Consider the following 24,809-nt stretch of genomic DNA (forward strand, 5'->3'; position numbering starts at 1 on the left):
CAGGTAAGCTTATTCTATTAAAAGCATGTCATTCTATTTGGTGAGTTTAGATATATATTCTATAGAGCTTGATATATCTCTCATCAAATAAATTTCTGTAAAAATTCTATCTATTAAATTTATAGCATTTTTCAGGTGTGTGATTTTTATGCTCTGATCTGGTGCATGTCTTCCGTTCTTAATCCATCAGTAGGGTCCTAATCCAGTCTTTTTAGGGGGAACCTATATAGATATGTCTTGGCTCCTAGAAGAGCAACTTGAATTCAAAATACTTTTATAAAATAGTCAACCAATAGAGGCGTAACAATGAAATTTATCACCACTCTAATTGCTGCAATAATTTATGTATTACAGGCTGTTATCCAAGATTATAAAACCAGAGAGCGGGAGTATTCCGTTCCACTTTCAACTATGCCAGATAACGTACAGGCACTTGCAGATGAAATGTTTGAAGAAGCAACTAAAGATAAGCAGCTTACTGCAGAGCAAGCTCAACAGATTGAAGCTGGTATTTGGAAGATGTTAGGTGAGGGCGCTGTACTTCAGAGAAATCATGAGCTGAAAAAAACAAGAGAAAAAATATCTTACTTAGGGCAGCTCTTATCTTGGTTTATGAAGGCAAAAGGGCTGACCTATGCACAGATTGAAGAAAAATATAGAAGCGAATTTACTGAATCTGAAAAGGAGCTACATAGAGCAATTGTAGAATCTGCCTCTCGTTCCAATCAGGATCTAGTCGGCAAACTTTGGAAGTCAATCTGCAAAACCTTTTGGGGGCAGGCAAAGCTATAATCAGAATCCTGATATTTAAGTTTACTTAAATGCCAACCTTATTAAGTTCCTAATAGGTTTATATTAGGAACTTGTAATGGCGCTGATCTTAAACCGGATGAATATAGTCTTGCTATGATAAATAGAGTAGCTATCCAAATTCCATAGAAAGTAGTAATACAAACAACAAATCTATGGGGCTCTGGATTGCTACTCTAAATTACATAGCTATTTATTTTCATTGCTTAGGTCGATAACTTCAATTCTTACCCCTTTATCAACCATCTCGGATAAATGGAATTTACCGTTAGGTTGTTTCACTATGGATTTTTCAATATCACCAGATACAAATTCCCATAGCTCAGGATTCAGTGCATTTGGCTTTGGCTTGTAAACTTCCGCAGTGAAACCACGTTTTGGTTCATTTTCACGTAAAATAACGATATCACCCTTGTAATCTGGAGCTGTTATTATCGTTAATGTAGTTGTTTCGATCTTATCGCCGAATCCTTTTTTGTTCCACTCTCGTAAAACAACATCAACCTGAGCTTTGTCCAGTTTAACATAATCCGTTTCCGTGCTGGCACAGGTGAAGGATGATAATGTCATTAAAAATAGTAGTAGGATTTTTATAGGTTTTAGCATAAATATAATTACTTACAGTTGGTGGAAGTAATAGTTAAAAGGTTGTGCGTGTCTGGCGGTACGACAATAATTCCTGAGAGCCAGGGAAACATTTTTAATTGTGTCTTAGTATATAATCCATCGCCAGCTTCTTTTTCCCAGTGTGATTCGTACACAAACTCTTTTGAATAAAGCCATACATGCCTACCGCCACTTGACATTCCCAGTCCAAATGGAATATTTGAAAATGTGTTGTAATCTGCGTCTTGTTTCTTGGTTAAATCCAAATAGGTGGTCACTTTATTTTTGCTCGGCTTATAGTTTATAACAGTATTGCTGATCGGCACACGACCAACACTATAAGTACAGTTTTTCTTTACCTGATTGTAGTAGCTCGCAATATGTTCACCAAGACCATCACTAGGGTGCTTAACGTCAGGATTATAATATACGCCTTTCCAGTTATGAGTATTAATCAAGTATTTTGCTAACTCGGTACCTTTTTCTCCAAGTCCACCCACTCGCTTGCTGGAATTAAGCTTTCCAAGCTTCTCAAAACTATATTTAAGAACCCAAATTGCCATTGTTATACAATCGCTAGAAATATGATTTTTATATTTTGTGGGGTTACCTATTTTAAGCTGGCTACCAACATGATTGCTGTGATCATTCATAATAGAATTAATCTTGTCTACAGCATGCTGTGAAAATGTCTTTGTCATACCTAACTTCCCAGTTGTTATTATTGTGGAATTTCCTTATCGAGAACGATTTGATTAGATGACAATAGCCAATTAGGGTCAAGGAAGTGAAAATAGAGATCCTGTACTGCTGAGTTTGTTATAGTGTATTTTTGGCTGATAATATCGCTCTAAAAACGGAGCTATTTCACATCTTCTATTTTTGATATTTATCAATCACAGACATAAATCATTAAGAATCAGAAAGTTAGTACGGTGTATAGTAGGTATGCACTTGGAAGCCTTTGGACCTTGATGCTACTAACGCAAGAAATAACATAGCATTACACCGAGAATAAGAAATAAAAAAATGGGGTGTGATAGATAATCTTCGCCCAAAGTTTTATGTTAAATCAGAGCGCGTTATCTATATTTGGAGCTACATTTCTGAAAAGTGGACTATCGTACCGGGTATGCCTGGTGTTAAGTGTTGGAGTAAATGGCCCTGCTATCTAAACCTTGTAATATTATCTTGATGGCTTGCTGGATACTTAGATAATTAAATAACCTATGGATGTTGCGTTGAAGAGGTTTGTTCCGTGATTGCTGGGGCTTTAATACCTTCAGACTCCAATCTTATGCTCAATAATTTCTTTGCTAATGGATGTAAAGTTGCTGTATCAATCTCTTTGAGTCTACGCTTACCTAAACGCCTATCCAGTGTGGCTAGGGATTGAATCAATGGATTGTCGGAGTTTAGAGCTTCATCCACTTTGAGGGTATGAACGAATTCCCAGCAGGCTTGATAGGCATCTTGCCGAGATAACTCTCCATATTCCATCTCACCATAGGATATTTTCTGCTTTTCACTTACATGCACAGGCACTTCGGAATCAGTAACCCAGCGATTATCTTTTCTATAGTAATCACCACTCGCTCTATTCCAAAAGGCCCTTGTACAGAAGTTTGCTATGACTTCTTTATCAAGAGTAAGCCAGGCATGTCCACATGAACAGTTTCCATAACTGGTACTATTGATAGAGATACAGCCATCCAGGGATGGAGAAAACTTTTCTTCAACTAGAGATTTCAGCTTGCTCCATTTCATTGGGGGATATTCCTACTTACACATAAATTCATCAGTTCACGGCTGTTGTGCAATTGATTGTTTCGTTCCAATATTGTGGTACCACAAATTCAGGGGATGAGAATACAGCAGATTCTCCTTACCCCCTATTCTGATTACTCGTTTAGAGACCAGAGTGCTTAAACAAATTATAAAGTTAATACTGTTAGTGCAATGAGCTTTCGAAATAGGTAAAGGCCGATCCGATAGCCACTCCAAGGAGGATAGGTCCGGGGAAAAACCTGAATAGCTGCTTTATTTTACTGGGGGTTCGACCATTACGTAGGTCGCTAATTAATTCATGTTGTGCGTGAAAGGCACATAAAGCTGATATCATGGCGACAACCAAAGAGAAAGTGAATCCTTCACTAATGGGTGTATCAATACCAAGAGCAGTTTTGAGAGTAACAATACCGCCTATAAATGCCATAGCAAATGTAGAAATGGACTTAAAAAAATCGAACTCCAATTCTTGACTCAAAAGATAATGAGGGCTTTGTTCTATGGGTTTATCATTAATTAATTCTTGTAATTTTGCTTTCATTACTTACAACCATTAACAGGATCTATTTGGATAATAGTACTTTTACCTGTTCAATGGAATACTCAGAACTTACAGTAAGTTCTATAGCCACAAAGCGATAGTAGTTCAGCGGAAAAGGCTCGATCGTACCAATATTGTTAACTCAGGACATTTGGAGCAATTTTTATAAAGTAAATTATTATAGGTATAAAACACATCAAGGATAAAACCAAATTTGTGATATTCAGTAATCGCTTGCTCCCAAATATCAAAAATAACAACCCTGCTAATTGAACAACGGCTGTATAAAGGAAATACATCCCTAGTGTTCTATAAAAATCCGCCAGTTCTGGAGCAATAAGGGTTGGAAAAGTCGCTACCAATAAATATGAGATGAACCCACATAGCATCGCGATACTAAGTCTACATACTAAATAATTTGTTAATCCCATATTAGTTTATACTTTTAGTTCTTTCATAATGAAGCATGTCAGACATTATAAAGCTCAATAACAGAAGGAGGAGATTTTGGTTAATTTTCTAGTAATACATATGTAATAAAAGGTCAAAGCCTTTTATTGAAAATTTTACTCTTTCCATGTCTTCTGTATATTTACCGAGGTTATTCCCATTAAGATCCCAGACATTTTCTTTAGCTAGCCACGTATTTAATTCGTGGTCATGACATTTGAACTGGCTATTTGGGACTACCTTACCGTTTTTCATGGTCGGACCAAAGTTTCTACATTCTGGGCCCCACCTCCACCACTTTAAGTCTGGCATATCTACCATGCCATCTCTGAGGGGAACGCTGAAAACTATAAATTCCGACTCATAATTCTTATAAATTATATATCTTATGTCTCGCGCCTTCTCGTAATGAACATCCCGAGTAAGTATTTCCCCTGGCTCTAGATCAGCTATATCAATACTAGGAGATAGTTCACCAGCATTTGCTGGAGGCTTTAGGGCACTACCAAACATTCCAAGTATGAATCCGACTCCAATTAAAGAGACAGTAAGAAGGCTGAGCCAAAGTAATTTCTTGCGCTTTTTCATTTGAATTTCACAGACTACTCAAACTAAGCATATCATATTACTTACTGGAAAATATCAAGAGTTTAAAAGTTGCCTGAATAGTGCGATGTGGTAAGAACTCACCAGATGATTTGAGAATATTTTTTAGAGCCGGAAATGCTCTAGGGCTTAGAGCCATATTTCATAAAGCCCAAATAGTTATGTCTGGTATAGATTCTTCTTTACCTGTGAAATTATCACTAGCGTAGAAGTGCGCTTTGGGAGCTATCCATTTATCTAGCCTCGGTTTTGCACGAAATCGCTGACTATAGGATGGCATTTTCTCTGCAAGATCTGAGACATCTAGCGCAAGTGAATAATACTTTTCAAAATCACTATCAACTAAATAACTCATAACTAACGACTCCATTTTGAAAGTGTATTATCTATGCGGTACAAGCGTGCAAGAATCAGCCTGATTTTTCCCCGAATTCTATACATATCTGATACTTCTAGTTTCACACTATTCTAATAATGATATTTTTGATAATTGGGTCTCATATCGAGCTTACTAAGCTATTAAGTCCCTGGACTCACTTGTCATGTCCATCGACAATTTAGCCATAGTTAAAACCACCTTACCGAGAAGACTGATGGAATACGACCACGGTAGACGTGTGACGCCCCATGTTTGGGAAGCTCTCCCCACTAGACCTTTGCATTCAACAATATGAGAATCGTTGTAAGAACTATCACTATCGTAAGCTGAAAGTGGCGGGTGAAACCGAAGAGCAGCGGAAGGAGCGCTTGGCAGGTCTCAAGGTGGAAATGGAACAATTAAAGCATGAACGCCGAACCATCATGTCAATGGTTTCGGTTCAGAGCCAGCTTCAGCAGTACCGAGATGAGTTTCGGGGTATAGAGGACGATGAAGAGCGTATAGAAGCCTATGAGCAGGAGAGGCACCACCCTACTGAAGTTCTTGAAACAAACCTACGTCTAGTTGGTAGGGCCAAGCCTAGTAAAGAGTACACAGCTCACCATATTGTTGAAGGGAAAGGCAAGCTACCTGCTACCGCCGATGTCCGACTGACACTTTTCATGCACGATGTTAGGATAAATGATCCTGATAACGGTGTGTGGATGCCGCGCTCAAGCGAGCAGAACGGTCATTGGGCAATGCCTAAAGCAACTCCTCATAGTAAGATCCACACGCACAATTATGAACGTTGGGTTTACGGCCAAATCAATAACCTTAATAGTGAATCTGAAATACGCGCTAAGTTGACCATTATTCGTACACACCTGAAGAATGGTACTCAACCGGAGAAGGTGACAGCGCCTTCTGATAAGAATTGGAATGGGCAATGACTTATAGGATCAGTTTTAACCACGAAGACTTTTTGAATCTCAGTATTGACCTCAAGAAGCTAATGTTCACCGTGGGTAAACGTATGGGCGGTATGAAAGCCTTTAAGAATTATCCTTGGGACAATAAGTCTATTAAGGATATTTGGGAGGATCATGGAGGGGCTTTTATCCAGGTAGAAGGTTTAGATCAGAGCGTGAAACCTGATATCACTACTTGGAATGGAGCACACTTGGTGCTCTCATCCAAAGCCCACTCGGTGCTTTCTAAAGAGCTTGCGCCGTACGGGGAGTTCCTGCCTATTACCCTGGATGGTGAGCCCTATGTAATCTTTAACTGCTTGAATGCGGTTTCCGCCGACAAGTCCGTAAGTGAGGCTGATATTCAAGATGATCTTTGGATGGGAATTAAAAACATCGGCTTCACCGATGAAGATGTTGCTTCAAATTTAATTTTCAAGACTCGATTTGACCGCTGTGCGAATCTCTATTGTGGAGACCGCTTCAAGTCTCTTGTAGAAGAGGCTGAGCTGAAAGGGTTGAACTTCTCGGAGAATCTCGTAGCAGCATTCTAACTTAGGTTAAAACGACGTTGCTCTTTTATAGCAATATAACCTAGTGGGGCTAATAAGAAGCCCCACAATATCTTTGCTTACAGGGAGTCTCCTAAATTTGGGAAGTCTTATAATTAACGCTTTATCCCGAAGGTGTTTCTATTAAAATAGAAGAGTGCTAAATAAGTGTTAGTAAATACTAGTTTTTGGAGCTAAAATTTGGCTTCATACTTTTATTAAATTTTTGTGATTTCAATGTTAAACGAACCATTATCTGTATTAGTTCAGACCAAATCTGACACATCCTCTTGAAAAAGAGGGGTTTACCGGTTTTGATGAAGGTGCCTAAACCTAAAAACAAAACCAAGGATAAACCCCATGATCCATACTAATGATCGTATCATCAAACACAAGACCGGATTGCTCAATCTTGCAGAAGAGCTTGGCAACATCTCAAAAGCTTGCAAGATGCTTGGTGTATCGAGAGACACTTTCTATCGGTACAAGGAAGCTGCTTCAAGTGGCGGTGTGGACGCCCTTCTTGAAAAGAGTCGACGGGTGCCTAACCACAAGAACCGTGTTGACACAGCAATTGAAGAGGCCGTGTTGACTTATGCCCTCCAAGAGCCTGCCCATGGACAGGTTCGAGTCTCCAATGAGCTACGTAAACGTGGCGTATTCGTGTCCCCTAGTGGTGTTCGGAGTATCTGGTTACGGAACGACCTGGCTAACTTCAAGTTACGATTAAAAGCACTTGAAGCCAAGGTGGCTAAGGAGGGGCTAATCCTCACGGAGTCGCAGGTTCAGGCCTTGGAAAGAAAGCGACATGATGATGAAGCCTGCGGGGAAATTGATACTCAACACCCCGGCTATCTAGGTTCTCAGGACACCTTCTATGTAGGAACATTTAAGGGGGTTGGGCGTGTTTACCAACAAACCTATGTCGACACCTATGCAAAGGTAGCCCATTGCAAGTTGTACACCACTAAGACGCCAATCACAGCAGCAGATCTTCTGAATGATCGTGTATTACCGTTTTACGCCATGCATGATCTGCCGGTGTTGCGTATTTTGACTGACCGCGGTACTGAATATTGCGGCAAGCTGGAGCAGCATGATTATCAGTTGTACTTGAACATCAACGAGATAGAACATACCAAGACAAAAGCCAGGCACCCACAAACAAATGGTATCTGTGAGCGCTTCCATAAAACTATATTACAAGAGTTCTACCAGCCATCGTTACGACGAAAGATCTATGGATCAATAGAAGAGCTACAAAAGGATCTGGACGAATGGCTCGTATATTACAATAATGATCGAACTCATCAGGGTAAAAAGTGTTGTGGTCGCACACCGATGGTAACCCTTGAAGAGGGTAAAAGTATCTGGAAGGAGAAACTCGTAAACTGAATTTGACCTGACAGAGTACCTTCTGAAAAACCGGTAACTGTCAGATCAAGTCTGAACTACTACACATTATCATAATCCAGCCATTGCCCATTTATAAACCTAATTGACCACTCAGGATACTTCTTATCTGTCATAAATGTCAGTAACCAAAGGTCTTTGCTCAAGGATATTTCTAACTCTGGTATTCGGCCAAAGAGTTTAATCGTTTCTATCTTTCTTCCGACTAATAATGCTGGAAGCTGGTTAATTTTAGTCTGATCACTCCAACTCCCCAGTACTATTGATTGCTTGTCTTCTAGTCTCCATGACCATTCGATCATTATTGTTTGTTCACCGGAAGGGTTATTCCCTCGTTTCGGTGGTGTGAGCTCTCCCAATTCTAAAAAGATCGCACTTCCATGTCCTATCCAGGCATGAGATATCTTTGCTTCCTGAAGTTCTGCTAACCTTGCTTTTGCTTGCTGTTCAGATATCGGGATGATTTTCTTCATTTAATTACTTCTATGGTCAATTCGAGAGGATCATGCTTACCCTACAACCAATTCAGTTGAAGCTTGTTACAGAAAGGGAGATTGGGTAGTGAAGCGCCCCATTTATAAGTCTTGTATGCGTTTGGTTTAAACCTTTTTGTATGAATTGCATATTTCGTATACTAATTCAGGCTCAACAGGTGTGTTGGGGTGCCTTAACTTTTTCCAGTCGCTTATGCCAAACACTGGATTATCGTAGTAGCGTGTAGTAACTACCGTTCCAGTATCTTTTTCACAGTTAATCCATAGCTCGTTTATTTGGCCATAAAACCCATTTTGGTCGGGATCATCAAAAGTTACTTTCAACCAGGTGGAAATTTGAGGCCAGTTAATGTTGCTGTGCTGAAAACTTATACTTGCTGTACTATCTTGGATTAGGCTTTCTATAGCTTCCCACTTAATTTCATCATCTTTTGTCTCAAACAAGTTCAGAATCAATTCCAATATACTGTCTGATTCTAGAGAGTCGGTATAATAGTAATCATGAAATGATACTGTATAGAATATACTACCCAGATGTATTCCTTTGCTATAAAGCCTCATTTCATTCTTTACATCTATGCCATCAAGCTCGTAATAAGCATTGCCATTTTTTTCATAACTTTGCTCTTTTTGAAAGTCAAAAAGATACCCCGGCCTTGAATATTTTCCAGACTTAAGATGCTTAATCTCCTCGTTGCCCCAGGCTATACCGGGTGCAGATGCTGAGGCGGTATAAACCGTGATATAGAGCGCATATTGACCTTCTGGAGATGTGGCGATGATCATACCCTCACTATCCTCATAGCTCCATTTGCCCGGCAGTGAGACGCTCCAGTATTCATGATCAAGGTGTGTTCTTGCTTCTAAACCACTTAATTTTTCTACCGGTATATTTGTAGCGCAGGCAGATACAAATATTAACGCTAATAACCCGAAGTACTTATACACTTTTACACCCTACCGAAGGTAAATCAGAATACTCAAAAGAAATCGCATCATATCATTTGGTCAACTGATTCCAAAAATTGGAAGATTTTCTATCCAGAAAAAAACTATCTATCGATAGGATCGTCCGGGTTGGAAAAATTACTTATGAGTAGAAAGGGACTTACGTACCGGATATTCAGGCCTGAAGCACTTAATGGAAAGGGCATCGCCATTAAAAATATAGGCACAAAAATGATCTTATTGGATTTTATTCAGTTTGTTTTAGTGTCAAAGCTGCGTAAAATCGATTGATATTTATTGGTATTTTGGCCGGAATTGGGTGGCCTTTTGAAGGCCGATGGCCAAAGGCCAAAGGGATTCGAGAGAATCAAGACATCTAAGAGTTTTCTAAAGAACCATCCTCTCACAGGAGAACGGTAGCGTGACGTAAGAGACCGCAAAAGGCGCTGACCCAAGGTGCAGCAACACCCAGGGCCAGCTGACCAAATTGATAAACCACCTATCAAAATGGCTATATGGATCATACGCTAGAAACCCGCTCGTCTTCAATAAAGTGGAGAACATTCAGCGGCTTGGAGCGACTCCCCAAGCTCTGGAGGCGTTGTGCCTGCCTTTTCTTCTTCTATGCCTACCGTTCTCGCGCACCACCCCGTATTTCCTCACAACGTTACTTTCTCAGCCTTCCATCAGAGAAGATTTACCCATGGTTTGACTGTCAGTAGGAAATAACTATGTTGATTTTAAAACGCCGGACAGGTGAAAACTTAAGGATTGGAGCCAATGTTTCAATCACAGTATTAGAAGTCAAAGGCAATCAGGTGAAGATAGGAATACGAGCTCCAAAATCCCTACCCGTTCACCGTGAGGAAATATATATACGTGTTCAAAAGGAACGGTCGCTGGGAGATATAAATCATTGATAGCCTGTTCACGACAATGAAATACCCAAAGCAGTGACGCGCATTAGCGCGTCAAGCCCATAGAGTGATACTGCCTTTATTTATTAGGTAACTAGCCTGCTGATTGTAGAGAAATACAATATTCAACAGGAATTTCATGTGGAGAAGATCTTTCAACAAGCCGTGAAGTCAATAAATATTCCTCTCTAGGCTGAATCTTGATACCGCTTAGCACGCTATCTAAACGCTCATTTATTGGCTGGTTAAAGTCTTCGTTCACTCTTGCTTGTATAAAGGCAGTCATTACTTTAAAGAAATAATTTTTTGACTGATATGTAGCATAGCGATCATGCTTGCCATCCCTATCCATCTTAAAGTCTTCCCCATATCGTTCACTCAAATATGAGGCAATATTACTAAGAACTTGATTTGTATCTGAATAATACATATACCTTCCTTATTCTGGTATGGGTTTCCTATTTATGAATAGCCTGAGAGCTAATTCTCACATTAAAGACTGACTTTTAGCTGAAACCGGTCTGTAAAAGACATCCGTTATACAGGAGTTTAATATGGATTGTCGCTGGTTGAAATAATTCGCTCAGCCTCTAATTCATAACTGTCAGCTACATCCCTTATGGTTGTAGCTAACCTATGATACCCAGCACTCTCAACTTGATCTGCTCGCTGTCGATACTTTTCGGCTAGCGCCCTCTCAGGTTTCGCTTCTGGATCAAGAGTATGAACTTCACGGGAATTAAAAATACCTGTGTGATATCCATCTCGTAATTTGGATCGCTCTCTATTATTCATTACATCTGCAATTACGGGGTGTATCCATAGACCATTTGGCTCCTCAGGGGAGTGAACAAGCACATCGCCCAGCTGTATCAATGCGACATCATAATGCCCTGATTCCTTAACTAATTCTTCCATTTCTATAATCCAGTTTAAAAAATTATCTGGATCGAACGTCCCATCGGATTGAGTACCAGGAACAGTACTCCATGTAGAGAGTAAACGATATGCATTAGAGGCAATCTTGCGACTATGTTCAGTTGGCTTTTCGGGAGTAGTTTCAACTCCTCTTGCACGATATATTAGCTTTATCATTTCACAGAAAAAAACAGGATTGGATGCTAATTTATTTTCCAATGTTATTGGTGAACCCTCAGCATACTGATCCAGCAAAGAAAGATATGCCCATTCAACCTGAAAGAGTTTATCTTTGTTTGTGTTACTATTCGCTTGAAGAGATTTAATAATTTCCGTGATATTGTAATTGTCAATTCTTCCTGCCTGATCTTCTGATTGTACAAGCGCCAACAGTGCTTCACACGCTAGTTCAGGATTTATTTCTTTTTTATGAAATATATTTCTTGATAGGCCATCAATGACAGCATGTGGTCGATCATACTCCAGAAGTTTTAATAATGCGTGCTCAGTATCATCTTCGGTCTGGTAGGTGTTAGCACTTGTATTTCTCCAGTACTCATGTTCGTTTTCACCAAGTAATTGATTAGCTCTATCCCATGCGTTCTTATCAAATGGCAAAGCGCAAAGCAAATTGGAAATCTGTTTTGAATTCCACTCGGACTTATCTATATTATCAAACCACTCCCAATTTCCTATATGTCTACGGCGCCATGCATATGAGGCGACTAGAGGCCACATTTTTTGTTCTGTCATATCAAGTAAGTCAGGTAATAGCTCTACGTCAAACTCAGATGTGGAAAAATCTGCGAGTACTTCTCCTACTAGGTGAGGATTTTTTATCGTTGACGAAAACTCAAGCACCTTACTGATGCCGCCTTCTTTTAAAATATCCTCTATAGCAGATTTACGAACTTGGAATAATTTTTCCTGCTCCTCCCGCCAGTTCCCACCACCTTCATAAAAATCGGACTCTGAGTCAGAGAACAACCTTCTATGTAAGATGCTCGGAGTGTTGGGGGCCAGTTTATCGGCAATCACTTCCAGTGAAACAAGAACTTCGTTCGTGAGAGACCATTTAGCTTCAGGATAACGACGATGACGTGCAATTAGTTGGCATAATTGGTTCCATATTGGCAGCCGATTATGCTCCGGCAAACTTAAGCAACTGTCTGACAAGAGCTTTTCTTGAAGGGACTCTGATGCAGGGGATGGCAAGTGATCATAGTGTCCGACCAGTGTTGCAAGTTTTCCAATATCGAAGTCTGCCTGTTGTACTATAAGCTCGCCACAAAATTTGGATTGTTCCCAATACTCACTATTCGTAGCCCCTTTGTCCCAATCTTCAGGAATTATATTTCTCCAAACAGGCTTATGGGTTCCCGAAGTTGTGGAGTGTTGGTTAGGCAGTAAGCTTTCAAGTAGTTTCCAGGCGACAGCTGGCTGTTCAGCACATATCGTTTTTAAAGCGGCCTGTCGCTTCTCAACCGAAGCCAATGTATGCGGCATCCATGGTAGAAAAATATCTGATAAAGAGTTTCCAGGCCTGTTTGCCCAGTTGCCTCCTGGGTCATATGCTGCTATTTCAGCCAACACAACAACCGACCGACTCAAGTGGACTTCATCCCAAGCAATGCCCTCAAGTGCCCATAACAGACCGGTCATATAGTTTCTACCGAAAACACCTGTATCTTCTTGCTCAAATAACTTGATAAATGGGGAGGGAGAAGCAACTATGGCATTTTCTACAGCGGAAAGAAACTCGCCCGGATGAGCTTCAGAAAGAGTAGGGAGTAAGTTGTTGAGGCTCCCCCAACGTAGCCAATCACTATTCTCAAAAAGTTCACGGATTGTTTGTACCGCAATACTGTCAGCTTTACCCATGCTGCAATTTGTTAATGAGGTATGATGACTACCAACTAATGCCAGTGTTTCTGCCAGCCCTTCACGTAAATTTCCTGAGTGTGGGAGAACCTTGCCATAAATAGCTGCCGCGTATCGCTCATCGCCCGGTAAATCAAATGATGGGTCGTTGATGCGCAGGACTTCTAGTACAACATCTTTCAAACTATTCAAGTGGTCATCAAAAATTCTGCTGCCTAAGTCTTTCCATGCTTGCAAACGCTCTTTGAATTTCCAAATACCATTTTTGTAGGTTAAAAGAGTATCTTGAACTTGCAGTATTTCCCTCAAGCTAGTTATCCAGTCACTATAATTTTCACCAACCGTCTGACTTATCACTTCACGATCTGCCTCACTGGACTCATTCCAACTGCCAAATAGCATTGCAAGGGCGAGCTTTGAAGCTGATGGATGTTGGTTCCAGTCAGTAAAAATTGGTTTATCTGTTACTTCAGCTTCAGCAACAGTTAGTTCCTTGGCTAAACTCTCTGGGATATATGTAATCTCAGGTTCTTTAAAATGCCCGACCAAATCCTCAGGCAGTGTCTCGATTGTGATTGTTCCTGCATATTGATTGAAGTCTTGCACTTCACTGAGGATTTGGTACCAGATTTTGTCTGGGATATCTTTATTAAACTGGGAGATATGAGACTGCAACAGTGACGATACGACACTTCCTTTTTTGGCTAAGTCATAGCCAAGAAGGTGGAAGTGTTTCAGAAATTCATGTAAGTCGGTATTGTTAACATCATGATTACCATTGGCAGCCTTTAGCTGTGTTTTAAAAGCATTAAGCTTAGCTCGAACTGTATCAGAGCAAAAATTAGCACGAGAAACCTGGGTAAGGAATTCGTTAGAATCACGAGTATGGCGAGCTTGTTCTAATAGGCCATTTACTCCATCAATATCAGTAGCATTGATAGGCCCAGTGATCAATGCGATGATATCTTTTTCCTTGGTAAAAGTATCTGAATTGTTGAAGTCATTCCAGGCAGCTTGAATAACTTCTGCAAAAATCTTGCTTCTGGCAGTTATAGCAATAGAGTTTTTGACTTGGCCAAGTAATCGGCGACGTTCATTATTTACCGGATTCTCTACTAGCACTATCAAATCATCGGTACCATACCCTGTAACCGCACCCTGTAGCTTAATTTCAACAATTGGCCATGAGGGCAAACAAGGAGCATAGCCTCCACTGAGCATTAACGTTACAAACGTGGCTTGGATATTAGCCTCAAATCTTGCCCCTCCACTGCCAGTTGAAAATGGGTTACTAAGTTTTTTGCCATCACCTGCCATAAGTGTTATCTATCCTTTTATTATAAATTCCGTTTTTTCAATTTTTATCAATAACATTTTATCAACCCTTTTCAGAAGATAGATGTCTACCCAGTTAGGAAAGGTGTCCCTCGCAGGGGCGGAACGCAATACATCAACAACTTGTTACTCACACTGGTAAGCTAATCCGACATCGTCCCATACGGAGTGTTTTCTAACATTAACATAACATTCGATATGAGTTAACTTAGGGTGGTGATCCCCATCCAAGTACATCGCTCAACTACTATATCAGCCATACTTTTCCAGATAGTAATCAAATACCTCAGTTGTTTCAGCATCTAGCGGCTGCAATATATCTCAATATTTTATTTCTTTTGGTTGAAGGCTTTAGTCATTAAACATCAATAAATTAGCCCACGTGTTATCGGGGATATATGAAGCTTTGCTTAGTGTTAACAATATAAGAAACTATATAATGATATGTCGAAATTAAATTTAAATAAAGAACATGCCCTGAATGATGACTGCCCAAAATTAACGAGAAAATCATAGCGCTTTGTAATAATTCAGGGCTATTGTATTTCCAAAAAGACATTATCGTGTCGAAAACCCTAGTCTCAAGCACTAGACGAAAACAACGCCGCCACCGCCAATAAAGTAGCCACCCAAATCCCACAAAGAATCTTCCAAAACAAAGAAGCATCCCCTTTCTCAGTAGGATCTTCCCTTAGGTAATCCGGGTTCGGATTGGCCAGATCGCGCATAAATTCCGTTAGGGTGGAGTAGCGCTGTTCCAGATCGATACTGCATCCGCGTTCCAGGGCTCGGTCGAACCAGATGGGGACTACCGGATTAAACTGGCTGGCGGTGCGGTAGCGCAGGCGTTCGAAGTCGGCGTGGGAGCGGCAGTTTTCGATTTCCTCGCCGTAGGGCAGTTCGCCGGTAAACATTTCGTAGGCGATGGTGGCGAGAGCATAGATATCGCCGCGAATACCGCTGTTGTGGCCGAGGATATAGTGGGGGTCGGAATAGCTGGCGGTGCCCAGCGCTTCCGGGTGTTCCAGGGGGCGGAAAATCTCGGCGCTGCCGGCTACATAAACTGAGCCGAAGTCGATAATTTTTACCCGCCCGTCGCCGTCGATCATGATATTGGCTGGACGTAAATCCTGGTGAATGGTTTCTTGATCGTGGAAGGCCTGTAGTCCAGTGGCAATCTCCTTAAGGATACGAAACGCTTCCGCCGGTTTGGGAAAGCGGTTGTGGGTGGTCCACTGCTCCAGGGTGCTGCCCTGCACATACTCCATCAGGTAATAGAGCGCGGTGCGCGGACGGGTCTGGCGGTGCAGACGCACTACCTGGGGGCTGCGAATACGCAGTCCTATCCACTCTTCCTGAATAAAGCGGTCAATATAGTGGATATCGTCCTCGTAATTTACCGAGGGGGTTTTCATTACCAGGATTTCCCCGGTGGCACTGTCGCGCACCAGGTACAGCTGGCTGCGCTGGGAGGAGAACAGCTCCCGCTCTACCTGGTAACCATCCAGTACCATGCCTGGTTCCAACTCCGGCGGGAAGGGTAGGCGGGTAAGCTGGCGGCTGTAGTCGTCCAGGGTGGTTTGTGGCAGAGCCTTTACCTTTACCACTAATGCGGAGAGGTTATCGTCACTGCCGTTTTCCTCGGCGAGGCGCACCAGGGTTTCCGCTGTTTCCTGTTCGCTTAGTTGGGTATCTGCCAGCAGCTCCCGCAGCAAATCCTGTTTGATAAAGTCGTGCACACCGTCGCTGGTAATCAGCAGTACATCGTCCTTAGCCAGGCTGAGCTGGCCGTAATCCACTTGCAGGCCGGTATCCATTCCCAACGCGCGGGACAGCATCTGCTGGCGGTGGGCCAGGGTGATGTTGTGGTCCCGGGTGAGGCATTTAAGGTTGTCACCGCGCAGGTGATAGATACGGCTGTCGCCGATATGAAAGTAGTGGGCGGTGCGGGATTTAAAAATCAGGGCAGAGAAGGTGCAGAGGAAGCCCTTTTCCTGTTGGGGAAAGTCGTGGCTCTTGCGGTATAGCTTGCTGTTAATGGAGGCGAGGATTTTCTGTCCGGCGTGGGCCACAGACCAGGTATCCGGCACCTTGTAGTAGTCCCGCACAAACTGCTCGGTGGCGGTGTGGCTGGCCAGGGCGCCGGCTTCGGCAGAGCTGACTCCGTCTGCTAGCGCGGCAACTGCACCCAGATATTCCTGTAAGTGCGGGTTGTCTGGCCAGTGGTAGATTGCCGCGTCTTCGTTCTGCGGTTTGATGCCGGCACTGGTGCAGAGGCCGTGGCTCAATCGCGGTGTCTGGGCTTCGGGGTTTGCCTCGGTTTCTGTTTGCACCCCGGAATTGGTTTCGCTCACAGCGTTCTCCTATCTCGTTTTGTCCCCTCAGACCAACGGCGAAAAATAAAGAAGGGCCATTGGCCCTCCTTTGCGTTTGTTGCTGGATAACTGCTTTCCAATCACTCCACGCTGATCAGCTGCACTGTGCCATCCGGTAGCACTTCGGCGATATTGCCTTTGGGCTCCTCCAGGAACAGGCAGGCGAAGAAGATCACCGCTGCTGCGCCGCAGATAATCAGGAAGAACTGGCTGTAGCTGACATAAGACAGGGCGGTAAGGAAAGTAACCGCACCCACGTTGCCGTAGGCTCCGGCCATACCGGCGATCTGCCCGGTCATGCGACGCTTCACCAGGGGTACGACGGCGAATACGGCACCCTCACCGGCCTGCACGAAGAAAGAGCAGCACATGGTGGCAACTACCGCAGCGGGAATCCACCAGCCGCCGTTGATCTGGCTCAGTACAAAGTAACCCACTGCCAGGCCGCCGATCAGAAACATCAGGCTGCGGCGGCGTCCCAGTTTGTCAGAGAAGTATCCACCGGTTGGGCGGGCCACCAGGTTCATAAAGGCGAAGCCAGAGGCGAGCAGGCCGGCCTTCACCGGGCTCAATCCTTCAAAGGTTTCCAGGAAGAACAGGGGCAGCATAGAAACCACGGCCAGCTCTGAGCCGAAGGTGACGAAGTAGGCCAGGTCGAGGATGGCTACCTGCTTGAAGTTGTATTTCTCCAGCTCGGGCACACCTTCGCGCAGGTGGTCTTTGTTTACATTCCAAATCATGCGGGTCTGGAAGGCGAACAGTGCTACCAGTAGGCCCCACATTGCGTAGGTGGCATTCTGGCTCAGCAGGGCTACGCCGCTGGGAGACAGTTTATAAGCCAGCGCTGCCAGTGCCAGGTACATGGGCACATTCATCAGCAGGTAGAAGTAGAAATCCCGCTTGCTGGTCACTTCCAGGCCGCCGCTCTTTTTCGGTTTGAAGTAAGTGGAACCTTTAGGAGTGTTGCGGGCAACGCGGTAGTAGATGATGCCGTACAGGCCGGCGATGATGCCGGTGAGGCCCAGGGCATAGCGCCAGCCGTCTTCACCGCCGAACAGCAGGGCGATGGTGGGTAGGGTCATGGCACCGGCAGCAGAACCGAAATTCCCCCAGCCGCCGTAAACACCTTCTGCCAGGCCGACTTGTTTGGCTGGGAACCATTCACCCACCATGCGGATACCAATTACAAAGCCGGCACCCACAAATCCCAGCAGGAAGCGGAACAGGGCCAGGGATTCATAACTGTCTGCGGTGGCGAAGCCCAAACAGATTAAAGATGAGGTCATCAGCAGCCCGCTGTACACCAGGCGCGGCCCCAATTTATCCACCAGCATACCGATAATGATACGGGCGGGGATGGTGAGTGCCACGTTGAGGATTAACAGGGCTTTTACTTGCTGGCTGGTGAGGTCGAACGCTTCCTTGATAAAGACCATCAGCGGAGCGTGGGAGAACCACACCACGAAAGTCAGGAAAAACGCAAACCAAGTAACGTGCAGCGTCTTTATTTTGGGATCGCCCCAATTAAATAAATTGAGGCCGCTGGATTGACTCATGACTATTTTCTCCGGCTTCTCAGAAATTTTTAGAGGTGGATAGGGTCATGACCGATAGTATTTGAGCAGCGCCAGAGGGAAAGCGCGCAAAAGGGGTAAGTGGAAGGGAAATGGATTTGTAGTTGGAAGGGAGTAACCCCTTGGGGTTAGTAGCTCGGAGTGGATAGGGGCGGCTTTTAGTGCGTTTCTACCCCAGTGGAGGTAGTTGGTGGAAATTGATAATGATTAAAAAGGGTTTTTAGGAGTAATTGTCGCTAGCCGATTTTTTGTGCATCTTGCCAGTAGCTTGCCTCTATGGATTTCTCGCCCCGCTGTAGTTCTGTAATCACTTTTCTGGGGCGGGGGGCCAATGCGGTGAATAACCGGGGCGGCAATTAATTTTCGACAGCCAATATTTTGGAGATGCCTGCCGTGCAATATACACAGCAACTCGCCGGGCGTGCGCTGATATTTGCCTCGGCCATGTTCGCCGCTAACTTTTCTGTTTGGACGCTCTACGCGGTATTGGGGGTAGAGATTCGCGGGCAACTGGATCTGTCTGCAACTGAATACGGGGTTCTACTGGCTGCGCCGATTTTGAGTGGGGCGCTGTTGCGTTTTCCGGTGGGATTACTGGTGGAATATTTTTCTGCGAAAAAGCTGATTTTATTGCAGATGCTGTTGTTGTTGCCGGTGCTCTTTTTGTTGCCCTTTATCGATAGCTACGGGGCCCATTTGCTGGCGGGGTTGTGGCTGGGTATTTCCGGGGTGTCTTTTGTTTTGGGGATTCGCTATATCAGCCCGTGGTTCGAAAGAGGGCGGCAGGGTACTGCGATGGGCATTTTTGGTGCAGGAAATGCAGGAGCTGCAATTACCTTGGCATTGGCTCCAGCCATTCAAAATTGGTTTGGCCGCGAGTGGATAGGGCCGGCTTATGGAGCCGGGATTATCCTGATGATGGTTTTATTCGAATTTTTTGCACCAGAGGAAACCCGCTATATGCGCAGCCGGGGAAAACCGGATCTGCGCAGTCATTTAAAGCCGCTAACGCAAATCCGGGTTTGGCGTTATGGGCTCTACTATTACTTTGTTTTTGGCAGTTTTCTCGCGCTTTTATTGTGGTTGCCGAATTACTATCTGTCGGTATACCAAGTCAGTACACCGGTAGCAATGGCACTCACCCTGCTGTTTGTGGCCCTTTCCAGTTCACTGCGCGCTTTGGGGGGTTGGTTTGCCGATCGCTACGGTGCGCGCACCGTAAATTGGAGTGTTTTCTGGACCTGCCTGGTCTGTCTTTTCTTCCTCAGTTATCCGCCCACCAGCATGACAATTCACGGGGTGGAACGGGATGTGCATTTAAATATTGAAGTAGGTATTGAGCTGTTCACTTTACTGCTACTGGTTATCGGTATCGCCCAGGGATTTGGCCGCGCGTCTGTTTACAAAGCGTTGCACGATAATTTCCCCGCGCATATGGGGAGTGTTGGCGGTACCGTAGCCACTATTGGTGCCCTCGGTGGTTTTACCCTGCCTGTACTTTTTGGTATCGCTCAGGACTTAGTAGGTATCCACAGTGCGGCCTTTATGCTGCTCTACGGTGTGCTCGCTATTTGTATGTTGGTTATGTATTTGGCGATTAAAAGAGAAAATTATATGCAGCGTTTACAGTACGCACAGCAAAATAATTTCCTGCTTGAGGAAGCCAGCGAAACCGAGGCTTTGCCGGATAGGTAGTGCCCACTACCAATAAGGGATTACGCCTGAGTAAAGGCTAGGGAGTAAAGATTAATTAGGCAGGAAAAAATCTATGGTTTCAGTCGAGTCTGAAAAATTGTAATTTGTCACTGTTCACTCCGTTGTTGCAAAGGAAAAGCGTCATGACCGTTTCCAAATTCCCAAAAATTCTCGGTGCCTTACTGTTGGGGGCATGCAGCACTGTTGCATTGCAGGCCGCTGCGCAGGAAAGTGAAAATGCCACTCTGGTGGATGCGTTGAAATCCGGTGAAGTCGGATTGAATCTGCGTTACCGCGTAGAGACTGTTGATCAGGATGATATTGATGATGAAGCAGTTGCATCCACTTTAAGAACCCGCCTCAACTGGCGCAGTGGCAGCTACCGTGGCTTTACCAGCTTCCTGGAAATGGATGATGTTACGGCAGTTGGCAATGACAGCTACAACTCCACTGTTAATGGTGAAGGCGAATACCCGGTAGTGGCTGATCCGGAAGGAACTGAAATTAACCAGGCCTACATTCGCTACAGCGGTGGAAATTCCATAATTACCGCCGGTCGCCAGCGCATTAACCTGGATGGGCAGCGATTTGTCGGCGGTGTTGGCTGGAGACAAAACGAGCAGACCTACGATGGTGTTCGTTATCAGTACGGCAGTGCCGATAGCTTCCAGTTGGATTACAGCTACGTGTACAACGTTAACCGTATTTTCGGTGAAGACAGTGCTGGTTCCGATATGGGCGGCGATATCCAACTGCTACACGCGATTTATCCTGTAACTGAAAATCACAAAGTCAGCGCTTTTGTTTACAACCTGGATCTGGAAGATCTCACCGATAATGCCAGCCGCACTTATGGGGTAGATTACAAAGGTAAATTTGGTCCGGTAAAAGCCAACCTGAGTTATGCACACCAGTCAGATATTGGTGACAACCAGTATGACTATAGCGCCAACTATTACCTGGCAGAGCTTGGCGCAGATCTGGGTCCTGTTGCGGCAAAACTCGGTTATGAAGTTTTGGGTTCTGATAATGGCGTTGGTTTTAAAACCCCGTTAGCGACCCTGCACAAGTTCCAGGGCTTCACGGATAAATTCCTGGGAACCCCCGGTGACGGTATTGAAGATCTGTATGTTGGCGGTTCTATGAAAGTGGCCGGCGGCAAGCTGGGTTTGACCTATCACAATTTTGAAGCGGCCGAGGGCTCCGTTAGTTATGGTGACGAATGGAACCTGAGCTACGGGCACAAAATTACCGACGACATTTCTGCACTCGTTAAGTACGCAACTTATCGTGCTGATGAGTACAGCACTGACACCGACAAGCTTTGGATCATGGTAACCGCTAATTTCTAAGCGGCTGAAAGAACTCCTTAGCGAGGCCCCCGGCTTCGGCCGGGGTTTTCCCCGCACCTTGAACCTGATTTTCTGATCTATAAATTTTAATCGACTGAAGCTCCACATTTTGATGTCTCCCTGAGGAGCATCAGTTCGAGCACCAAGGGAGTACCACCTTTGCCCCAAGCATAAATTAACCAGCTTGATACACTGACATCAGTTTAAACACCGAGTCCCGCTACCTAAACCGCGTCGTTTTTTATTGACGTTGCAAGGTGCCGGGACCGTGGCCGTACCGGCCACCAGGGTCTAGCGGGAAACTGCGCGGCCTCCCGACATTGGAAAGGCGTTTAATGTTACAAGACAATTTTGGCCGTAGGTTTTACTACCTGCGCCTGTCCGTGACGGACATCTGCAACTACCGCTGCAACTATTGCCTGCCTGAGGGCATCGGTTGCGGACGTTCCCTGGAAGGGGAAAATCCTCTCTCAGTCGCTGAGGTGGGCACATTAGTGCGCGCTTTCGCTTCACTGGGTACGGAAAAGGTACGCCTTACTGGCGGAGAGCCCTCCCTGCGCAAAGACCTGGTGCCGCTGCTCGAAGCCGTGCGCGCTAGCGATAAGATTCGCCGCTTAGCCATCACCACCAATGGTTACCGCCTGCCCAGTCAGATTGACGACTGGCACCGCGCGGGCTTGGATCAGGTGAATGTCAGTATCGACAGCCTCGACCCGGCTCAATTCCACCATATCACCGGCCACAATCGCCTGGATAAAGCCTTAGCAGGCCTGGATCGCGCCCTGGCCTTGGGTATCGATACCAAGGTCAACGCAGTGCTGATGCGCCAGTACAACCTGGCCGAGCTGGATAATTTCCTCGCCTGGGTTCGCGAGACTCCGGTGACCCTGCGTTTTATTGAATTGATGCGCACCGGCGATAACCGCGAGTTCTTCGCCAGCAACCATGTCTCCGGTGGCGATATAGAAACCCTGTTGCTGCGGGAAGGTTGGGAGCAGGTGATCCGCACCCGCGATGCCGGTCCGGCGCGGGAGTATTTCCACCCGGATTACGCCGGCCGTATCGGCCTTATTACCCCTTACGGCAAAGACTTCTGTGCAAGCTGCAATCGCCTGCGGGTATCGGCCCAGGGCAAGTTGCACCTGTGCCTGTTCGCCGACCAGGGCTTTGATATGCGCGAAATCATCGCCGATGGCGATAGCGAGGCGCTGGCAGCTCATATCCGCGAGTTGATTGTGGATAAGACCGCAGGCCACCAGCTGCACGAAGGTTTTACCGGCGCTACCCGCAACCTGGCGATGCTGGGGGGCTAGGGTTATGGCCAGGGCTCTTGTTAGTAAATCGACAATTGGCGTGGTGCTGGCCGGTGGCCGCTCCAGCCGGATGGGCTGCGACAAGGCCCTGCTGGCACACCCCCAACAGGGCAATTTTTTGCAGCATGCCGAGGCATTGCTGAGTGAGCTTCCGCTGGAAAAAGTCGTGACCAGCGGCGCCCGCCCCGGAGCTATCGAAGATCTGGTGCCAGAGCGTGGCCCACTGGGCGGCCTTTATTCGGTGGCCCTGACAACCGGTGCCGATGCAGCCCTGGTGATTCCGGTAGATATGCCTCTGCTCGGGCGGAAGCACCTCGCAGAGTTATTGGCTGAAGGGCAGGCAAGTGGCCGGCCCTGTTATTTTGAAAACTTCTTTTTTCCCCTGTGGCTGCCTTTAAATGGCGACTGCCTGGATTATTTGCGCCGTGCCGTCGAAGGCAGTGCGCGCAATTCTGTCGGCGCGCTGCTGCGTCACCTGGGGGCCAAATCCATACCCATAAAAAGTGCTGGCGATTGGCATCGCAATATCAATACGCCGGCAGATTATCTCGGCTTGAGTACGCCGGATAAAACTCCAGAAAACAGTTTTTTGAGAGACCACTGATTATGTCCGCACACGCAAGCAAAGAATTTGTACCGCTCAATATCGCGGTACTTACCGTATCCGATACCCGCAACGAGCAGACTGATACCTCTGGCCAGTATCTGGTGGAAGCCCTCAAAACTGCCGGCCATCAGCTCGCAGATAAGCGCATTACCCCGGACGATGTTTACCAGATGCGCGCGGTGGTCTCCGCCTGGATTGCCGATCCGAAAGTGCAGGTGGTATTGGTGACCGGCGGTACTGGTTTTACCGATCGCGACTCCACGCCGGAGGCCCTGAGCCCGTTGTTCGATAAAACCGTCGACGGCTTTGGCGAGCTGTTCCGCCATATTTCCCTGGGGGATATCGGCAGCTCCACCGTGCAGTCCCGCGCGCTCGCCGGCCTGGCTAATCGCACACTGATATGTTGTATGCCCGGTTCCACCGGAGCCTGTCGCACTGCTTGGGAAGGCATATTGCTGGAGCAGCTGGATGCCCGCCACAAGCCCTGTAACTTTATCCCCCATGTGCGCTTTGCCAGCGCGCCCTGTGAGAGCCGGGGGTAATTTGTGAGCCAGTTAACCCATTTAAACCAGCGCGGCGAAGCCAGCATGGTGGATGTTACCGAGAAGGACATCACTGACCGCAGTGCCCTGGCCGAGAGCAGCATCTGTATGAGTGCAGAGGCTTTTGCACTGCTGAGCCAAGGGGCGCACAAAAAAGGCGACGTGCTCTCTGTAGCTCGTATCGCCGGCATCCAGGCCGCCAAGAAAACATCGGATTTAATTCCCCTGTGCCATCCACTGGCATTGACCAAAGTAGCGGTGGATTTCGAATTACAGCCGGAAAAACACAGCGTGCATATCACGGCTTTCTGCCGCTTGGCGGGGCGCACTGGGGTAGAGATGGAAGCGTTAACCGCGGCTTCGGTAGCGGCGCTGACCATTTACGATATGTGCAAAGCCGTGGACCCGGCAATGGAAATCGGCCCGACCCGCCTGCTGCAAAAAACCGGCGGTAAGCGCGGCCACTGGCGCGGCGATGCTGCGGACAAGGCGTAAAAATTTCAGAGGTGTAAAGCGATGGTAAAGGTTCTGTTTTTCGCGCGTCTGCGCCAGCAATTGGGCATGGGCGAGACTACCCTGGAGGACTTTTCCGGCAGTCTCAGCGAGTTGCGCAATACCCTATGTGAACAGCACCCGGATTGGAGCCCGCACCTGCAAAGGGATGATATTCGTATGGCCCTGAACCAGGAGCTGGCAGAAACCGGAGCCCAGGTGAAGGCTGGGGATGAAGTTGCATTTTTCCCGCCGGTTACCGGCGGTTAGTG

The 24,809-nt window shown here is 45.7% G+C and carries 24 protein-coding genes and 1 riboswitch; of the genes, 12 read left to right on the forward strand and 12 right to left on the reverse strand.

The window, feature by feature from the left end; genetic code table 11:
* Window positions 1–306: 306 nt before the first annotated feature.
* Window positions 307–792, forward strand: a complete 486-nt coding sequence (locus tag ACJJIY_RS05935; RefSeq protein ID WP_445359271.1) for a hypothetical protein — start codon at window positions 307–309, stop codon at window positions 790–792.
* Between the two features lie 207 nt (window positions 793–999).
* On the opposite strand, the gene ACJJIY_RS05940 is transcribed toward ACJJIY_RS05935, so the two are convergent.
* The 6 genes from ACJJIY_RS05940 to ACJJIY_RS05965 form a co-directional block, all read right to left on the reverse strand.
* Entirely contained in the window at window positions 1,000–1,416 is a 417-nt protein-coding gene (locus ACJJIY_RS05940; protein ID WP_445359272.1) for a hypothetical protein, read from the reverse strand.
* Window positions 1,417–1,424: 8 nt separating this feature from the next.
* The gene (locus ACJJIY_RS05945) at window positions 1,425–2,117 is read right to left on the reverse strand and encodes a hypothetical protein (RefSeq protein ID WP_444895513.1); all 693 of its coding nucleotides are present in this window, start codon (window positions 2,115–2,117) and stop codon (window positions 1,425–1,427) included.
* Window positions 2,118–2,643: 526 nt separating this feature from the next.
* Window positions 2,644–3,183: an SF0329 family protein gene (locus ACJJIY_RS05950; protein WP_444915031.1), complete on the reverse strand. Its 540-nt coding sequence runs from the start codon at window positions 3,181–3,183 to the stop codon at window positions 2,644–2,646.
* Window positions 3,184–3,367: 184 nt separating this feature from the next.
* A complete protein-coding gene (locus ACJJIY_RS05955; RefSeq protein ID WP_444915030.1) occupies window positions 3,368–3,745 on the reverse strand; it encodes a hypothetical protein in 378 nt (125 codons plus the stop codon).
* Window positions 3,746–4,264: 519 nt separating this feature from the next.
* Window positions 4,265–4,783, reverse strand: coding sequence for a hypothetical protein (locus tag ACJJIY_RS05960; RefSeq protein WP_444915029.1), 519 nt, complete (start codon window positions 4,781–4,783; stop codon window positions 4,265–4,267).
* 160 nt (window positions 4,784–4,943) lie between these two features.
* Window positions 4,944–5,156, reverse strand: coding sequence for a hypothetical protein (locus ACJJIY_RS05965; RefSeq protein WP_445359273.1), 213 nt, complete (start codon window positions 5,154–5,156; stop codon window positions 4,944–4,946).
* A 272-nt stretch (window positions 5,157–5,428) separates the two neighbouring features.
* Between ACJJIY_RS05965 and ACJJIY_RS05970 the strand changes: the two genes are divergently transcribed.
* The 3 genes from ACJJIY_RS05970 (at window position 5,429) to ACJJIY_RS05980 (ending at window position 8,076) form a co-directional block, all read left to right on the forward strand.
* A complete protein-coding gene (locus tag ACJJIY_RS05970) occupies window positions 5,429–6,112 on the forward strand; it encodes an AHH domain-containing protein (RefSeq protein WP_445359274.1) in 684 nt (227 codons plus the stop codon).
* On the forward strand, window positions 6,109–6,684 hold the full coding sequence (locus tag ACJJIY_RS05975; RefSeq protein WP_444915026.1) for a hypothetical protein: 576 nt from the start codon (window positions 6,109–6,111) through the stop codon (window positions 6,682–6,684). The genes ACJJIY_RS05970 and ACJJIY_RS05975 overlap by 4 nt, the downstream gene beginning before the upstream one ends.
* Window positions 6,685–7,041: 357 nt before the next feature.
* Complete coding sequence (locus ACJJIY_RS05980) at window positions 7,042–8,076, forward strand: IS481 family transposase (RefSeq protein ID WP_444913809.1); 1,035 nt, start codon at window positions 7,042–7,044, stop codon at window positions 8,074–8,076.
* A 59-nt stretch (window positions 8,077–8,135) separates the two neighbouring features.
* Here ACJJIY_RS05980 and ACJJIY_RS05985 read toward each other — a convergent pair whose 3' ends face one another.
* Both ACJJIY_RS05985 and ACJJIY_RS05990 read right to left on the reverse strand, forming a co-directional pair.
* The gene (locus tag ACJJIY_RS05985; protein ID WP_445359275.1) at window positions 8,136–8,567 is read right to left on the reverse strand and encodes a hypothetical protein; all 432 of its coding nucleotides are present in this window, start codon (window positions 8,565–8,567) and stop codon (window positions 8,136–8,138) included.
* 126 nt (window positions 8,568–8,693) lie between these two features.
* A complete protein-coding gene (locus tag ACJJIY_RS05990; RefSeq protein WP_445359276.1) occupies window positions 8,694–9,536 on the reverse strand; it encodes a hypothetical protein in 843 nt (280 codons plus the stop codon).
* A 731-nt stretch (window positions 9,537–10,267) separates the two neighbouring features.
* Here ACJJIY_RS05990 and csrA point away from each other — a divergent pair.
* Window positions 10,268–10,456 carry a carbon storage regulator CsrA gene (csrA, locus tag ACJJIY_RS05995; RefSeq protein ID WP_444915023.1) on the forward strand — a complete coding sequence of 63 codons (189 nt, stop codon included), beginning with the start codon at window positions 10,268–10,270 and terminating at the stop codon, window positions 10,454–10,456.
* Window positions 10,457–10,547: 91 nt separating this feature from the next.
* Here csrA and ACJJIY_RS06000 read toward each other — a convergent pair whose 3' ends face one another.
* The 4 genes from ACJJIY_RS06000 to ACJJIY_RS06015 all read right to left on the reverse strand — a co-directional run bounded on the left by ACJJIY_RS06000 (window position 10,548) and on the right by ACJJIY_RS06015 (window position 18,518).
* Entirely contained in the window at window positions 10,548–10,883 is a 336-nt protein-coding gene (locus ACJJIY_RS06000) for a hypothetical protein (RefSeq protein WP_444915022.1), read from the reverse strand.
* 119 nt (window positions 10,884–11,002) lie between these two features.
* Entirely contained in the window at window positions 11,003–14,569 is a 3,567-nt protein-coding gene (locus ACJJIY_RS06005) for a hypothetical protein (RefSeq protein WP_445359277.1), read from the reverse strand.
* Window positions 14,570–15,168: 599 nt separating this feature from the next.
* A complete protein-coding gene (locus ACJJIY_RS06010; RefSeq protein WP_445359278.1) occupies window positions 15,169–16,941 on the reverse strand; it encodes a bifunctional protein-serine/threonine kinase/phosphatase in 1,773 nt (590 codons plus the stop codon).
* 101 nt (window positions 16,942–17,042) lie between these two features.
* Entirely contained in the window at window positions 17,043–18,518 is a 1,476-nt protein-coding gene (locus ACJJIY_RS06015; RefSeq protein WP_020413728.1) for a NarK family nitrate/nitrite MFS transporter, read from the reverse strand.
* A 402-nt stretch (window positions 18,519–18,920) separates the two neighbouring features.
* On the opposite strand from ACJJIY_RS06015, the gene ACJJIY_RS06020 reads away from it, so the two are divergent.
* The 7 genes from ACJJIY_RS06020 to moaD all read left to right on the forward strand — a co-directional run bounded on the left by ACJJIY_RS06020 (window position 18,921) and on the right by moaD (window position 24,807).
* Window positions 18,921–20,231, forward strand: coding sequence for an MFS transporter (locus ACJJIY_RS06020; RefSeq protein ID WP_445359279.1), 1,311 nt, complete (start codon window positions 18,921–18,923; stop codon window positions 20,229–20,231).
* Between the two features lie 143 nt (window positions 20,232–20,374).
* Window positions 20,375–21,583 (forward strand): alginate export family protein, encoded by a 1,209-nt coding sequence (locus tag ACJJIY_RS06025; RefSeq protein WP_445359280.1) that lies wholly within the window; start codon window positions 20,375–20,377, stop codon window positions 21,581–21,583.
* A gap of 196 nt (window positions 21,584–21,779) precedes the next feature.
* Window positions 21,780–21,930: riboswitch (molybdenum cofactor riboswitch) on the forward strand.
* Window positions 21,919–22,896 carry a GTP 3',8-cyclase MoaA gene (moaA, locus tag ACJJIY_RS06030; RefSeq protein ID WP_413664021.1) on the forward strand — a complete coding sequence of 326 codons (978 nt, stop codon included), beginning with the start codon at window positions 21,919–21,921 and terminating at the stop codon, window positions 22,894–22,896. (Overlaps the previous riboswitch by 12 nt.)
* Before the next feature lie 4 nt (window positions 22,897–22,900).
* Window positions 22,901–23,500 carry a molybdenum cofactor guanylyltransferase gene (gene mobA / locus ACJJIY_RS06035; protein WP_444915015.1) on the forward strand — a complete coding sequence of 200 codons (600 nt, stop codon included), beginning with the start codon at window positions 22,901–22,903 and terminating at the stop codon, window positions 23,498–23,500.
* Window positions 23,501–23,502: 2 nt separating this feature from the next.
* Window positions 23,503–24,045 (forward strand): molybdenum cofactor biosynthesis protein B, encoded by a 543-nt coding sequence (gene moaB, locus ACJJIY_RS06040; protein ID WP_108731355.1) that lies wholly within the window; start codon window positions 23,503–23,505, stop codon window positions 24,043–24,045.
* 3 nt (window positions 24,046–24,048) lie between these two features.
* Window positions 24,049–24,540, forward strand: a complete 492-nt coding sequence (gene moaC / locus ACJJIY_RS06045; RefSeq protein WP_282951931.1) for a cyclic pyranopterin monophosphate synthase MoaC — start codon at window positions 24,049–24,051, stop codon at window positions 24,538–24,540.
* 21 nt (window positions 24,541–24,561) lie between these two features.
* Complete coding sequence (gene moaD, locus ACJJIY_RS06050; RefSeq protein WP_444959102.1) at window positions 24,562–24,807, forward strand: molybdopterin converting factor subunit 1; 246 nt, start codon at window positions 24,562–24,564, stop codon at window positions 24,805–24,807.
* The last annotated feature ends 2 nt before the right edge of the window (window positions 24,808–24,809 follow it).

Source organism: Microbulbifer maximicatervae (SeqCode) (assembly GCF_052468155.1).